Consider the following 13884-nt stretch of genomic DNA (forward strand, 5'->3'; position numbering starts at 1 on the left):
CGGTCACCGTTGTTTGTTATCAAAGTGGCTTATTTATACACCGGTCTTGCGGCACACAATGCTTTTACTTTTTCGCGAACGTCTGCGATGACCTGTTCGTCCCAAGACTCGCTTTCCTGGTTGCAAGAATCAATGACATCACACATCCAGTTGGCCAAGTTCACGGAATCTTCCTCGGTGAAACCACGCGTCGTTGATGCCGCCGTCCCAACACGAATCCCGCTGGTCACAAATGGTGACATAGGGTCATTCGGAACCGAGTTTTTATTGATGGTGATGTGCGCTTCGCCCAACGCCGCATCCACCAATTTACCAGTCAAGCCTTGCTCAATGAAGCTGACCAAGAAGAGGTGATTTTCAGTGCCTTTTGAAACCACATCGTAACCACGCGCCATAAAGACGTTTGCCATGGCTTTGGCGTTCGTTTTAACGCGCTTGGCGTAATCCTTAAACTCCGGTTCCATCGCCTCTTTGAAGGCAACAGCTTTGGCCGCGATGACATGCATCAAAGGCCCACCTTGCGCACCCGGAAAAATCGCCGAATTCAATTTTTTCTCAATTTCAGGATTCGCTTTGGCTAAAATCAACCCGCTTCTTGGGCCGCGTAAAGTCTTATGCGTTGTTGTGGTGGTAACGTCAGCAATCTGTACCGGATTCGGGTATTCGCCCGCCGCAACCAAGCCAGCTACGTGCGCCATATCCACCATCAAATACGCGCCAACGGCATCGGCAATGTCACGGAAACGCTGCCAATCAACCACTTGGGAATAAGCCGAGAAACCGGCGATAATCATTTTAGGCTTGTGCTCTTTCGCCAAACGCTCGACTTCTTCATAATCGATTTCACCTGTTTCGGTGTTCAAACCATATTGGACGGCATGGTACATTTTGCCGGAAAAACTGACGTGCGAACCGTGCGTCAAGTGACCACCGTGCGCCAAACTCATTCCCAGCACGGTATCGCCCGGTTCCAACAACGCCATGTAAACCGGCGCGTTGGCTTGCGACCCTGAGTGCGGCTGTACGTTGGCGTAATCGGCGCCAAACAATTCCTTCGCACGATCAATGGCCAATTGTTCAACAATATCGACGTACTCACAACCGCCGTAATAACGTTTGTGCGGATACCCTTCAGCATATTTGTTGGTCAACACAGAGCCTTGCGCTTCCATTACACGCGGGCTGGTGTAATTCTCGGAAGCGATCAATTCGATATGATCTTCCTGGCGTTGCGCTTCTGCATTCATCGCATCCGCAAGTGCATCATCATAACCGGCAATGGTCATATTCTTATCAAACATGCTAAAGGTCTCCAAACAGAAAATAAGTACTACTGAATTTAAAAGAGAAATTTTACCAAATTATTCAGGGTTTAAACGACAAAACCGGTGGTTTAACTTGAATTATTTTCACAAGCGGATGATCAAGTTTGTAAAATAGGCATTTTTATGGATTTTTCAAAAAGCTGGCCTGAAAACATCCTAAAATTTTAACGGCTAAGTTAAAACACCTTCGAACCAAAACAACCTGAGGTAATATCGTGGCACAATTTGTTTACACCATGAATCGCGTTGGAAAAATCGTTCCGCCAAACAAACACATCCTGAAAGACATCTCCCTATCCTTTTTCCCGGGAGCCAAAATCGGTGTATTGGGTTTGAACGGTGCCGGGAAATCCACACTGCTGAAAATCATGGCGGGCATCGACACGGATATTGTCGGCGAAGCGCGCCCACAACCAGGCATTAAAATCGGTTATCTACCTCAGGAACCCCAACTCAATCCAGATATGGACGTTCGAGGCAATGTGGAAGAAGCCGTCAAAGAAGTCAAAGACGCCCTGGCGGAATTGGATGCCATCTACGCCGCCTACGCCGAACCAGATGCCGACTTTGACGCTCTGGCAAAGAAACAAGCGGAAATCGAAGACCTGATTCAAGCCAAAGACGGTCACAATTTGGACCGCACCTTGGAAATCGCAGCCGATGCACTGCGCCTACCACCTTGGGAAGCGGACGTGACCAAACTCTCCGGCGGGGAGCGCCGCCGAGTGGCGTTATGCAAGCTGCTACTGGAAAGACCGGACATGCTGCTGCTGGACGAACCGACCAACCATTTGGATGCGGAATCCATTGCCTGGCTGGAACGCTTTCTGTTGGAGTTCAGCGGCACCGTCGTCGCCATCACGCACGACCGTTACTTCTTGGACAACGCCGCCGAGTGGATTCTAGAACTGGATCGCGGTGAAGGCATTCCTTATCAGGGCAACTATTCTTCCTGGCTAGAGCAAAAGGAAAAACGCCTGGAAATGGAAGCCAAACAAGAAGCCGCTCGCATGAAAACCATCCAACACGAATTGGAATGGGTCCGCTCCAATGCCAAGGGACGCCACGCCAAATCCAAGGCCCGTTTGGCACGATTTGATGAATTAAGCAGCCAGGAAAGCCAAAAACGCAACGAAACCAAGGAAATCTTCATTCCGGTTTCCGAGCGCTTAGGTGAAAAAGTCATCGAAGTGAACAATATCTCCAAAAGCTTCGGCGACCGTTTATTAATCGAAGACCTGAACTTCAAATTACCGCAAGGCGGCATTGTCGGCATCATCGGGCCAAACGGTGCCGGTAAATCCACCCTATTTAAAATGCTTACTGGGCAAGAAAAACCAGACGCCGGCAACATCGAATACGGTGAAACCGTCAAACTCTCCTATGTTGATCAATCCCGTGATGCACTGGACGACAGCAAAACCGTTTACGAAGAAATATCCGAAGGCGACGACATTTTCATGGTCGGCAATATTGAAATCAATGCCCGCGCTTATTGTGGTCGCTTTAACTTCAAAGGCAATGACCAACAAAAACGCATTGGCGAGTTATCGGGTGGTGAGCGCAACCGAGTCCACTTAGCGAAAACGCTGCGCAGTGGCGGCAACTTATTATTGCTCGATGAGCCGACCAACGACCTGGATGTCGAAACATTACGCGCCCTGGAAGAGGCCTTGCTGGACTTTGCAGGCTGCGCCGTCGTAATCTCCCACGACCGCTGGTTCTTGGACCGAATCGCCACACACATGCTCGCTTTTGAAGGCGACTCTCATGTAGAATGGTTCGAGGGCAATTTCTCGGATTACGAGGAAGACCTCAAGCGTCGCAAAGGCGCCGATGCTGCCCAGCCACACCGAATCAAATACAAACCGGTTATTAAAAATTAATTTCTGCCCACTCAGACCCACTACAGAGGAAACACAGTATGGCCGAACAGTTTGAAAAAATGCACTCGCACATTGAAGCCATCGCGAATGCGATGCCGGACCCGATCTTTGTGATGGGACAGGACGGCACCTATTTAGACGTTATCGGCGGTCAGGAGCGTACGCTGTATGCGGATGGTCACAGTTTGATCGGTAAAAAATACGCCGATGTTCTTCCTGAAAAAATGGCTGAACGCTTTCTGAAAGTCGTCAACAAAGCGATTCGCGCCAATCATCTTCAGGAAATCGAATACCAGCTGGCCGACACCGAAGTTCAAGGGATCGAACCCCTAACCACAACGGAAGGCCAGTGGTATGAAGCGCGTGTTTACCCTTTGGAAGAGAATACTTACGACCAGCCGGCGGTTATTTGGCTGGCCATCAATATCACCCATCGCAAACACATGGAAGAGCAAATTGAGCGCCTTTCCTCCAACGACCCCCTCACGGATCTCTATAACCGAGACTACTTCTTGGGAATTGTTGACGAAGAGTTGAATAAAGCTCGCTTGAACAATCGGCCATTATCGCTGGCAAAAATCAACCTGGATTGTTTTAAGCGCATTACCGATGCCTTTGGACATGAAATGGGTGACAAGGCCATTCTAACAGCCGCACACGCCATTCGAAACGTGGTCGGTGAATTGGGCTACATTGGCCGCTTAAGCTGCGACCAATTTATGATTGTTTTACCGGAAGTGAAGGCGGTGGATGCTTTTCGAATCACCAAATTGGCACAGGAAACCATTTCCGCTCAAACCATCCCGTTGGATGAAAATGAGACCACTTGCCTGACCAGCCATGCCGGTGTCACCGATTTACGGGAACCGAACGAAGAAGACAGCCAAGTACTTTTCAAACGCGTCAATAAAGCCATCAAATCCCTGGAAGGGACGCGCGAAAAAACCAAGATATTATAAAACCGACCTTTTCAACAGACATAAAAAAACCGCCAGGCCTGGCGGTTTTTTTATATTCCTTTGAAACCGAATTTTATTCTTCGTCTTTCAAGGTCCCATAGATCACTAAACTGTGAGCGGAAAGATTATAGCCTTTCTCCTTGGCAATTTCCTGAATACGCTCTTCAATGATCGGGTCAACAAACTCTTTGACCTTACCGGTTTTTAAACACACCAAATGATCGTGGTTGTCGCCGGTGTCCAGCTCAAATACGGAGATATTATTCTCAAAATTCAAACGTCGCACAATACCGGCTTGCTCAAACTGAGTCAAAACACGGTACACAGTCGCCAAGCCAACTTCCTCACCTTGGTCAATCAGCATTTTGTAAACGTCTTCCGCCGTCAAGTGATGTTCATCCCCTTCCTGCTCGAGAATTTCTAACACTTTTAAGCGAGGCAAGGTCACTTTAAGACCAACTTTTTTTAAATCAGCGCTGCTCATCGAACTTAAGATTCCTTATTAAAACTTCAGTAGTGTGTATAATAAACCAAAAATTGATCTAAGTTAAAACTAATCTATGAATAAAGGCATTAAAAAAATATTCATCATTGCGCTCAGCTGCGCCTTGATCACTCTATCCGGATGTTCGTTTTTTACACCTTACAAGGCAACGATCACCCAGGGAACGGTCATTAACCAGGAAGCTTTGGATACTCTGCAACCCGGTTTGGTTATGGGGCAGGTCAAAGACATTTTAGGGCCACCGATGGGCCAAGACCCTTACAACCCTTTGCACTGGGAGTACGTTTTCTACACCACTGACCCCACTTTTCACCCGGATGCGGTACGCCATATGTATGTCAACTTTGACCGCGAAGGCTACTTAACGGATTGGAAAATTCTGCAACGCGAACCCCATCCGGGCGATTAAACCGTTATTAAGCGCCCTTTTGCCGCTCTGCCGCCACCTGTTTACGACGACGGTCACGCGGATCGGCTTTCAGAGGACGGTAGATCTCGATACGATCTCTCTCTTGCAAGACCTGATCCAGCTTAACAACTTGCGACCAGATTCCGACTTTACTGATATCCAGATCTGGAAACTTTTTCAATAACATTGACGTTTTCAAAGCCGTTTCAACCGTTGTTCCCTCGGGCACTTCCTCCTCGAAAAGAAACTGTTCCTCTTCAAGCGCATACGCCACTTCAATCTTCATCCGTACACCTGCTTGGCTCGATCACAGAAAGACTGCACTAAGGTTGAAGCAATTTGTTCAAAAATTGCACCGATGGCCGCATTCAACAGGCTGTTGCTGATTTCAAACTCAATGTCCAGGCTGATTTTACACGCATTTTCATCCAGCGCCTTAAACAACCAGGTTCCGGTCAAGGCCTTAAAAGGACCGTCCACCAAGGTCATATCGATTCGTTCCGGCTCGGTCAGCGTATTTCGCGTCGTGAATGCCTGTTTGATGCCCGCTTTGGAAATCAGAACACTGGCGACCATTTCATTTTCGGCGGATTCTTTGATTTCCGCCCCGCCACACCAAGGCAGAAATTCAGGATAAGCTTCGACATCATTCACCAAATCGAACACCGCTTGTGACGAATAAGGCAACAACGCCGAGCGTGAGATTTTTTTCATATTTTCCCGGTAAATTCGCTATAATCCGCTTATTATGGCAAAGAAAAAAAAGCAAAACAATCCAAACACCATCGCACAGAATAAAAAGGCGCGTTTCGACTATTTTATCGAAGACACCTTTGAAGCGGGGTTGGCTCTGGAAGGCTGGGAAGTCAAAAGCTTGCGACAGGGAAAGATTCAACTTAACGAAAGTTACATTCTGTTAAAAAACAACGAAGCTTGGTTATTCGGTGCTTTGATTACGCCTTTGATTTCCGCCTCATCCCACCTGCCGCACGATCCACTGCGTTTGCGCAAACTTCTGATGCATCGTCGCGAAATCGATCGCTTACTGGGTTTGGTGGATCAAAAAGGCTACACCATTGTCCCTCTAGACATGCACTGGCGCCAAGGAAAGGTCAAACTCAATATTGGCTTGGCGAAAGGGAAAAAGCAGCACGACAAACGTGCAACCGAAAAAGAACGCGATTGGAACCGTGACAAACAACGTATTATGAAATATCACGGCTAATTCACCGTCAGGCCTTGAAAAACTTAACAAGGCCCCCATATAACTCGTATAATAAGCAACCTGATTAAATTTTGCGGAAAACCACCAGACCTGGTGACTTTTCATATTTCCGACAAACCATCACACCATTTGGGGATGCACTGGTTTCGACGGGGAGTACAAAGTTTAGGATGCATGCCGTGCCTGAATGATGCACGTTAATCTTTATTTCAATTTGTTATAGTTGCAAACGACGATAACTACGCTCTAGCGGCTTAATCCCGCTAGCGCAGACTGGGGCCGTTGTTCGTGGCGCCCAGTTCTGTGTCGACTTACACGGAATCGTCAGGCCCATGTGTTTGGATGGAGTCTGATTAAACTTTACAAACTCGCCGAATATGATCCCTGTTGATCGGGCAGTATTCTGGTTAAAATAGTAGATCAAATAAGCATGTAGAGTTTTAAATGGAGGCTTCTCGGACGGCGGTTCGACTCCGCCCATCTCCACCAAATTCTTTTATCCGTTTGCGTTGACAACCTCAAACGCACCCGGAAAAACCCACACGGCGACCAAAACGATGACGCTGACAATCAGCGCCCCTTTTAATAGCATACCCGATAACCTGACCACTAGGTACAACACGGCAAGAATCATCACTAAACCGGCAATCGCGACCGCATCACCTTGCAGAATCAATTCGCTAAATTCGTTCACCAAAACACTCGTTGTATTAAAAAGCCATAAAAAAAGGGCTTGAAAGCCCTTTTCCTAATCTCGATTTATCATCGATTTATCGGTTATCAAAAAACTTATTTCAGTTTTTTGATCCGTTCTTGCGGACTGATGACATCCGTCAGGCGCACACCAAACTTATCATTGATGACAACCACTTCGCCATGCGCAATCAGTGTGCCGTTGACTAACAAATCCAAAGGCTCACCCGCCAAACGATCCATTTCAATTACCGAGCCTTGAGTATAAGACAACAAATTACGAATCGACACCTTCGCACGGCCGATTTCCAACTGAAGCGTGACAGGAATATCCAGCAAAACGTCCAGGTCGACTTTTTCACTGCTGTCACCCCGCCCTTTTTCTAAGGCCGAGAAAGACGCCGCATCGATTTCATCCGAGTTATTTGATGCTTCAGCCTGCTCGTTTAAAGCTGCGCCCCATGGGTCGTCTTCTGCCGCCGATGATGAAGTTTCTTCTTGCTCGGCTTCCGCTTGTTCGTTCAGAGCGTCACCCCATGCGCTCAAATCATCTTCTTCACTCATCGTACCATTCCTTTACGTTTTCGATCATTCTTTCCTGATAAGCAGGATGGTGTAAGATCTGTTCTATACGTACTGCTTTACGGTCATTGCTTTCACCGACTTTCCCTTTCACTAGGCTAATGCCTTCGGCTTTGACCGTTACCAGTTCCGGCATTTCAATCGGGATAATGTCGCCTTTTTCCATTTTCATCAAGTCGTCCATCTGCATTTGCAACTCAGCAAGATTAACGGATAGATCGACTTCAATATTCTTCGCTTCTTCTTTCAGTGTGCGTGACCAGCGGTTATCCGACTCGCCTTGTAAGTTAGACATGCCTTCTTCCAACTTATCTCGCACCGGTTCCAACATGGCATAAGGCATCACGATATCGACACGCCCTTCCACACCTTCAAAACGAACATTGATCGGGCTGACCACAATCATGTCCGTTGCATCGACGATACTCGCAAATTTCGGATTCATTTCCGAATGCATGTAGTCGATTTCAATGTCCATCACCGGCGCCCAGGCTTTTCGCAAGTTTTCCGACGACATGTCAAGAATACTGCGGACCATACTCATTTCCACCGGGGTGTATTCACGGCCTTCAATTTTGAAAGGCAGTAAACCCGTACCACCGAAATACATATCCACTGCGGTGAAAATCAGCTTGGAATCCAAGGTAAACAGAGACACACCATTCAATGGATTAATTCGATAAATATTCAAGCTTGTCGGAACGAACAAGTTACGCAGATAATCAATCATCTTGATAATCTTGACTTCTCCTGCCGTCACCTCGACACTCGACATAATCATCTCATTGAAGTGCCGCTGAAAGCCTCTGGCAAATCGTTCATTGATGATATCCAAAGCTGGCAAACGCCCACGAACGATTCTTTCCTGGTTCGTGAAATCATAAACCTTAGCCGACGTTCCTTCACCCGGTTCGTCCCCTTCGGTTTCAACGTCTCCGCCGCCCATCCCCTTTAACAGGGCATCGACTTCATCTTGGCTTAAAATATCATCCATTGGTTGATTACCCGATCACAACTTATTGCATCACAAAGCGTTCGAAGTAGACGTCTTCCAGCAGGTCTGGATAAATATTGTGCTTCTCCAGAACACTGCGTGCCTTTGCCAACACTTTCTCTCTTAAAATATCCGGTCCGTTATCTTGATTCATATCCGTATAGGTTTGAATACGCAACAAGCTGGTAATGTCGTTTCTCAAAATCGGGCGATAATTTTCCATATCGGTAATCAATTGAGGGTAGTGCGACATAAACTTCATATTCACGGCCAAAAACTTAGCTTGCCCTTCGCCTTTAAAGTTAACCACAAACGGCTCCATGGAGAAATATTGCGGAGCAGAACCCGGCTCCGGCGGATCGTATTGCTTGAATTTTGGAGAATAATCTCTCACCACTCCGTCATCACCAATCGTTTCCCCACCGTGCTCGGCTGAAGCATGCTGTTCGGTTTCTGAAGAGTTGGCACCGTTATCGCTACCACCACTGCTCAACAGGAAAAAGGTCATCACCCCTATCCCGATGATCAATAGAATCACGACCACCAGCAAGGCGACAACAAGACCTTTTCCACCACCACTTTTTTTCTCTTCTTGAACTTCTTCAGCCATCTTTTTTCCTTTATTTCAGCAACTTTATAATCATCAAACCTAGTTGGACTCACCTTCGGGAGGCTTCACCATCTCCTTGGACAAATCTTCAATACCAGGTGCTTCGCTCAGGCTTCGTAGCCTTTGATCTGCTTCTTTATTCAAGACGATGATGCTAATCCGTCTATTACGTGGATTATACGGGTTTTCTTTATCAAATGGCACCGTATCCGACAGCCCCACGACCTGGGCGACTTTATTCGACTCAACTCCGCCGTCCAACAATAATCGTCTGGCGGCATTCGCTCGGTCAGCCGATAACTCCCAGTTGGTATATTCCGCATTCGAATGATACCCAGAGGAGTCGGTATGACCGGCAATACTGATTCGATTATTAGTTTGAGCCAACACACTGCCCACCTCTTTCAATATTTTCGCCGCATAATCTTTCGGCAAATCCACCCCACTACCAAACATCGGGCGCTTACGATCATCCAAAATCTGCACCTGCAAGCCATTTGGCGTCACTTCAATTTTTAACTGATTCTTAAACTGCTCCAATACCGGATTTTCGGAGATCTTTTTTTCAATCTGAAGCTTCAACATCTCCATTTCGGCTTTTTCTTTCGCTTTATTGGCGGCATCATCATCGCCTTGATCGCCCTTCGGGGTATCTTTAAAGCCTCCCATGTCAATCATGGAATCCGAACTCTGGCCAGCTTCCTTGGACTGTACCAACTGAGCAGGGGCCGACTCAATAACTGTCGGATCACGGAAATATTCCGCCATGGCGCGCATCTCTTCATCGTTTACACCACTCAAAACCCACAACATCAGGAAGAAGGCCATTGCCGCCGTCATAAAGTCGGCAAAGGCCACCTTCCAAGCACCACCGTGGGCGCAATGCGGGCATTTTTTCAGCCGCTTGATGATTATGGACTGTTCATCGCTCATGGCGCTTCTCTACCGTGTTCGTTATTTTTGAGTCTGCAAAAACTCATCCACTTCCTGGAACGAAGGTCTTTCCGCTCCTGGAATCGATTTTCGTCCAAACTCCACCGCAATTTGCGGAGCATAACCATTCAGGTTGGCCATCAAACAGGTTTTGATTGTCCCGAAAAAAGCACCTTCATCATGGGCACGGTTCGCCATGTCCGATGCAATCGGGCCAACAATCCCGTAGGCCACCAAAATCCCCAAGAAAGTCCCGACCAGGGCCACCGACATATGGTGCGCAATTTCCAACGGCCCAGCATCCAAATAACTCATCGTGACGATAATACCCAGTACCGCGGCCACAATACCGAAACCGGGTAACGCTTCCGCCACTTTGCCAACTGCTTCAGCCGGAGCTGCGGCCTCATGGTGATGAATATCCATTTCCAAAATCATCAAATCTTCAAGCTGGTAAGGATTACTCGCGCCACTGATCATCAGTCTCAAATAATCACAAATAAAATCGACGGCATGGTGATCATTGGCAATTTTAGGCGACGCATTAAACAGCTCACTGTCATGAGGTTCTTCGACATCCGCCTCAATCGCCATCAAACCTTCACGACGCGCTTTATTGAAAATACGGAACATCAGCCCCAGAAGCTCCATATAAGCTTCTTTATTGTAAGGAGCGGGCTTGGCTAACCCCAAAGCGCCAGAAAAACTGGCTTTAACCACCCAACCCGGATTGGCGATGATGAAGGCCCCCAAAGCACTCCCACAAATGATGAGCACTTCCAAGGGCTGAATCAAAATGCCAAAGCTGCCGTGCGGAAGATACCCGCCAAGCAAACAGCCTATGACCACCAATGTTCCGACAATTGCTTTCATATATAACCTTATTTTTTATTTGCACCACACTAAGCAATTAGGCTTATTAAAGGTTTTTAACAACATTAGACAACGCTTCCTGCGCTGTTTTAAGCTGGAACAGATTATCTTCGATTTCATGTAAAAAATCATTCACTTTTCCAGCTTGCATTTGGGTCGTTTCCACTCGCTCTTGCCCATTTCCCATGACTTCAACAGCATTACGCGCCCGTTGTTGCAACTCTTCAATAATTGTCTGAATTTCGGTTGTCGCTTGTTGGGTTTTACCAGCCAAAATACGCACTTCATCCGCGACCACCGCGAACCCTCGTCCATGCTCACCGGCACGGGCCGCTTCAATCGCCGCGTTCAACGCCAACAGGTTCGTCTGTTCGGCAATGTCACGAATCAAGACCAAAACGGTTCCAATATTACTGCTGTCTTCTTCCAATTTTTTGATGACGCTAGAAGCGTGCGTAACTTCATCCGTTAGCCCGGTGACTTCTGAAATAACACTGCCCGCTGAAGTCATACCTTCTTTCGTGCCAGAATTCATCTGCTCAACCACATCCGATAGTTTCTCAGATACACTGACCAACTCGGAAGAATCAAAAACCGCCGGTAAAGCGGCGTCTTCGCCACCGGAGGCATTCACCTGTTCATAAGCAGCCGCTAACGAGGCGTTTAATTCTTCAATTTGTTCTTCCAGTTCGGTGACCCGTTGTCCTGCAAGATTCGCCGCCATGTCTTTTTCATCCAGAGATTCTGACACTTTTGAGAACAATTCATTTAAAGCCTTCACCAGCTTCGGGTCAGCCGATTCCTCGGCTAAACCACCCGAAAAATCACCATTTTCCGTCCGCTTATTCAAAGCACTGATCAAAGAGGATTGTTCACAAACACCCGGCTTATTACACCAAACCAGATACACTAACGCCCCGGCGACCACCGCGCCGACGGCAATGGCAATCAACGCAATACCGGCTGTCGGAATACCTTGTATTTCGGAATCCGCATTCACTAAAGGAGAAGCCAATCCCGCCATCATTGCCATTGAAATTTTGTGATGTAATTTCATGTCCATTCCTTTCTATTCTTTATGCTTATCTTTTTATGCGTAGAAATCTACTAAGTTATCGGATGAAACTGTCTGGACCATACCATTTCCATCAGCTTCCACCTCTTCACCATCCGCTAACAAACCTCCGGACGATTGACCAGAACCCGATTGACCATTTTGATTCGCCAAGCTTTGCTCAGAAGAACCGTTTTCATCGCGAACATCAAAAGATCCAAACCCAATACCGGCTGCTTCCAACATCTCTTTCAGTCGAGGCATTGCATTTTCAATGGCCTCTCGTGTCGTACCATGCTGCGCCACCATTGACACATGCGCATGTTGATCTTTATCCACAGTTAATTTCACCTGAATCGGCCCTAACTTTTCCGGATTCAACGTAATCTTGGCTTCCTGAAGCTTGTTGTTCGCCATATAAGTCACTTTTTGACCTAATGCCTGGCCCCATTGAGGAGAACGCACTGGATGCGGAATGGAAAGTCCCGGATTCATGGTTCTTTTGGCATCCGTTCCCAACCCCAGATTCCCCAGCAGTTTTTCGGCTTTTTCGGCCTTTTCCGATTCTACAGTAGAGGCTTCATTCGCCGTTTTCACAGCTTCTTGCTGACTCTGAACCACTTGCTTTTGCACCTGGTTCATAAACTGTTGTTGCGCCTGTTGCTGGCCAGAAAAAGACTGTTGTCCTTGCTGGTTAGACTGTGACGAAGCTGTATTTTGCTGTGTGGAAGTGGAAATTCCAGCCTCCGACGACTTGAGCGATTTACCGTCACTCATTTCTTTGCCCAGAGCGTTATCGGCTTTAGATTGAGTGGTATGCATTTGAGCATTGATAGGCGGACGTTCTTTTTCCTGTGCAACGTCTTTTATATTGCTTTCAGATGTTTGCGCTTGAGCCGCTCCATTTGCAGAAGTCGCCATTCCCGGCACTGTATTTTGCGAACCATCATGAGCCTCGTTCACTCCAGAAGGTTTCTGTGATGGATCATTCATCGCCGAATTAGCCTTCATCAATGGATCCACTTCATCGGATTCGTTATCCGCATCACTTTGAAGCGAAGCCAGAATGTCGGAAGCCTTGGCCTCATCCGGTGTATTTTCTGTTAAGTTTTCGCTTGCTTGCGTTAAGCCCGTTAATTTTTCAGGACTCACCGTTTGTGAAACATTATCCGCCACATCGCTCATCGATTCAGCGGTTAGCTCTGAATCAACGATATCGGAGACACTTTCCGAAACAACCGGCTGATTAAGGTTATTAGCAGCAGTTTCCTGATCGAGCAAAACATTAGCTTCTTCGCCCTCCGCAACCAAGTCCGGGCTTAATTTCGCCAGGCCTGGTGATTTCTCAGACGGTTCAGTTGCCGCGTCCAGCATGGTGTTTACCGAAGAAACCGCTTTCATAGCATCAGATGGCAAAGCCGGTAATTTCTCTTGCGGTAAGTGAATTTGCTTCATCACCATGTCCAAATCCGTTTCGGTTGCGCCATCCATAAGTGCCGTCTGCGGCAAATCGTTTTCGGCAACAGCCAAAGAAGCCACCATCACACCCGCATTTTTAGCCGCCCCTTCCACATCGATTTGAATGTCTGACAAGGCCGTCTGACCAAGCTTTGAAGCGCCAAGTGACGTTTTTTCCGTGGCCTGCGAAGCTTGATTCAAAACCTCTGCAAACGCCCCCTTCAACTTCGGCAATAATTGCCGTTCACCTGTGCTTTCGGTGCCTGCTTGCGGTTGCCCACTGGTGTTAAGCGCTTTTAAAACTGGATTTTGTTCAATCATAATACTGTCCGCCAATAAGATATTGTTCAACGTCAGTTTGGATTAAGCAACATGCAA

Annotated in this window: 16 protein-coding genes and 1 other RNA gene; 5 read left to right on the plus strand and 12 right to left on the minus strand. The window is 47.3% G+C overall.

The window, feature by feature from the left end; all coding sequences use genetic code 11:
- Positions 1-29 precede the first annotated feature (29 nt).
- Positions 30-1301, minus strand: coding sequence for a serine hydroxymethyltransferase (glyA, locus tag AC0KH7_RS07340; protein WP_472372106.1), 1272 nt, complete (start codon positions 1299-1301; stop codon positions 30-32).
- Between the two features lie 239 nt (positions 1302-1540).
- Here glyA and ettA point away from each other — a divergent pair, with 239 nt between their 5' ends.
- Entirely contained in the window at positions 1541-3211 is a 1671-nt protein-coding gene (gene ettA, locus AC0KH7_RS07345) for an energy-dependent translational throttle protein EttA (RefSeq protein WP_472372108.1), read from the plus strand.
- Positions 3212-3249: 38 nt separating this feature from the next.
- Entirely contained in the window at positions 3250-4170 is a 921-nt protein-coding gene (locus tag AC0KH7_RS07350) for a GGDEF domain-containing protein (protein WP_472372110.1), read from the plus strand.
- 73 nt (positions 4171-4243) lie between these two features.
- On the opposite strand, the gene fur is transcribed toward AC0KH7_RS07350, so the two are convergent.
- Positions 4244-4654: a ferric iron uptake transcriptional regulator gene (gene fur, locus AC0KH7_RS07355; RefSeq protein WP_472372112.1), complete on the minus strand. Its 411-nt coding sequence runs from the start codon at positions 4652-4654 to the stop codon at positions 4244-4246.
- A gap of 76 nt (positions 4655-4730) precedes the next feature.
- Between fur and AC0KH7_RS07360 the strand changes: the two genes are divergently transcribed.
- Positions 4731-5084, plus strand: coding sequence for an outer membrane protein assembly factor BamE (locus AC0KH7_RS07360; RefSeq protein ID WP_472372114.1), 354 nt, complete (start codon positions 4731-4733; stop codon positions 5082-5084).
- 7 nt (positions 5085-5091) lie between these two features.
- Here the strand turns inward: AC0KH7_RS07360 and AC0KH7_RS07365 are convergent, their stop codons facing one another.
- Positions 5092-5370, minus strand: coding sequence for an RnfH family protein (locus tag AC0KH7_RS07365; RefSeq protein ID WP_472372116.1), 279 nt, complete (start codon positions 5368-5370; stop codon positions 5092-5094).
- On the minus strand, positions 5367-5798 hold the full coding sequence (locus AC0KH7_RS07370; RefSeq protein ID WP_472372118.1) for a type II toxin-antitoxin system RatA family toxin: 432 nt from the start codon (positions 5796-5798) through the stop codon (positions 5367-5369). Before AC0KH7_RS07370 ends, AC0KH7_RS07365 begins: the two co-directional genes overlap by 4 nt.
- A 34-nt stretch (positions 5799-5832) precedes the next feature.
- On the opposite strand from AC0KH7_RS07370, the gene smpB reads away from it, so the two are divergent.
- Positions 5833-6309, plus strand: a complete 477-nt coding sequence (gene smpB, locus AC0KH7_RS07375; RefSeq protein ID WP_472372119.1) for an SsrA-binding protein SmpB — start codon at positions 5833-5835, stop codon at positions 6307-6309.
- A gap of 131 nt (positions 6310-6440) precedes the next feature.
- Positions 6441-6798, plus strand: a transfer-messenger RNA (tmRNA) gene (gene ssrA, locus AC0KH7_RS07380).
- Between the two features lie 7 nt (positions 6799-6805).
- On the opposite strand, the gene AC0KH7_RS07385 is transcribed toward ssrA, so the two are convergent.
- From AC0KH7_RS07385 to AC0KH7_RS07420, 8 genes are all read right to left on the minus strand, one after another.
- Positions 6806-7003, minus strand: a complete 198-nt coding sequence (locus AC0KH7_RS07385) for a hypothetical protein (protein WP_472372121.1) — start codon at positions 7001-7003, stop codon at positions 6806-6808.
- Positions 7004-7098: 95 nt separating this feature from the next.
- A complete protein-coding gene (fliN, locus tag AC0KH7_RS07390; RefSeq protein ID WP_472372123.1) occupies positions 7099-7566 on the minus strand; it encodes a flagellar motor switch protein FliN in 468 nt (155 codons plus the stop codon).
- A complete protein-coding gene (gene fliM, locus AC0KH7_RS07395; RefSeq protein WP_472372125.1) occupies positions 7559-8578 on the minus strand; it encodes a flagellar motor switch protein FliM in 1020 nt (339 codons plus the stop codon). The genes fliN and fliM overlap by 8 nt, the downstream gene beginning before the upstream one ends.
- A 22-nt stretch (positions 8579-8600) precedes the next feature.
- Entirely contained in the window at positions 8601-9188 is a 588-nt protein-coding gene (locus tag AC0KH7_RS07400) for a flagellar basal body-associated FliL family protein (RefSeq protein ID WP_472372127.1), read from the minus strand.
- Positions 9189-9227: 39 nt separating this feature from the next.
- Complete coding sequence (gene motB / locus AC0KH7_RS07405) at positions 9228-10121, minus strand: flagellar motor protein MotB (RefSeq protein ID WP_472372129.1); 894 nt, start codon at positions 10119-10121, stop codon at positions 9228-9230.
- A gap of 21 nt (positions 10122-10142) precedes the next feature.
- Positions 10143-10994 (minus strand): flagellar motor stator protein MotA, encoded by an 852-nt coding sequence (gene motA, locus AC0KH7_RS07410; RefSeq protein ID WP_472372131.1) that lies wholly within the window; start codon positions 10992-10994, stop codon positions 10143-10145.
- A gap of 46 nt (positions 10995-11040) precedes the next feature.
- Entirely contained in the window at positions 11041-12051 is a 1011-nt protein-coding gene (locus tag AC0KH7_RS07415) for a methyl-accepting chemotaxis protein (protein WP_472372133.1), read from the minus strand.
- Between the two features lie 33 nt (positions 12052-12084).
- Positions 12085-13827, minus strand: coding sequence for a flagellar hook-length control protein FliK (locus AC0KH7_RS07420; protein WP_472372135.1), 1743 nt, complete (start codon positions 13825-13827; stop codon positions 12085-12087).
- Between the last annotated feature and the right edge of the window lie 57 nt (positions 13828-13884).

The sequence above is a fragment of the Hydrogenovibrio sp. genome (assembly GCF_965140365.1).
GTDB lineage: Bacteria > Pseudomonadota > Gammaproteobacteria > Thiomicrospirales > Thiomicrospiraceae > Hydrogenovibrio.

What these genes read in the sequence shown, in the direction of transcription:
- glyA (WP_472372106.1), bottom strand. Translation starts at nt 1,301, where the DNA reads ATGTTTGATAAGAATATGACCATTGCCGGTTATGATGATGCACTTGCG.
- AC0KH7_RS07350 (WP_472372110.1), top strand. Translation starts at nt 3,250, where the DNA reads ATGGCCGAACAGTTTGAAAAAATGCACTCGCACATTGAAGCCATCGCG.
- fur (WP_472372112.1), bottom strand. Translation starts at nt 4,654, where the DNA reads ATGAGCAGCGCTGATTTAAAAAAAGTTGGTCTTAAAGTGACCTTGCCT.
- AC0KH7_RS07360 (WP_472372114.1), top strand. Translation starts at nt 4,731, where the DNA reads ATGAATAAAGGCATTAAAAAAATATTCATCATTGCGCTCAGCTGCGCC.
- AC0KH7_RS07365 (WP_472372116.1), bottom strand. Translation starts at nt 5,370, where the DNA reads ATGAAGATTGAAGTGGCGTATGCGCTTGAAGAGGAACAGTTTCTTTTC.
- AC0KH7_RS07370 (WP_472372118.1), bottom strand. Translation starts at nt 5,798, where the DNA reads ATGAAAAAAATCTCACGCTCGGCGTTGTTGCCTTATTCGTCACAAGCG.
- smpB (WP_472372119.1), top strand. Translation starts at nt 5,833, where the DNA reads ATGGCAAAGAAAAAAAAGCAAAACAATCCAAACACCATCGCACAGAAT.
- fliN (WP_472372123.1), bottom strand. Translation starts at nt 7,566, where the DNA reads ATGAGTGAAGAAGATGATTTGAGCGCATGGGGTGACGCTCTGAACGAA.
- fliM (WP_472372125.1), bottom strand. Translation starts at nt 8,578, where the DNA reads ATGGATGATATTTTAAGCCAAGATGAAGTCGATGCCCTGTTAAAGGGG.
- AC0KH7_RS07400 (WP_472372127.1), bottom strand. Translation starts at nt 9,188, where the DNA reads ATGGCTGAAGAAGTTCAAGAAGAGAAAAAAAGTGGTGGTGGAAAAGGT.
- motB (WP_472372129.1), bottom strand. Translation starts at nt 10,121, where the DNA reads ATGAGCGATGAACAGTCCATAATCATCAAGCGGCTGAAAAAATGCCCG.
- motA (WP_472372131.1), bottom strand. Translation starts at nt 10,994, where the DNA reads ATGAAAGCAATTGTCGGAACATTGGTGGTCATAGGCTGTTTGCTTGGC.
- AC0KH7_RS07415 (WP_472372133.1), bottom strand. Translation starts at nt 12,051, where the DNA reads ATGAAATTACATCACAAAATTTCAATGGCAATGATGGCGGGATTGGCT.
- AC0KH7_RS07420 (WP_472372135.1), bottom strand. Translation starts at nt 13,827, where the DNA reads ATGATTGAACAAAATCCAGTTTTAAAAGCGCTTAACACCAGTGGGCAA.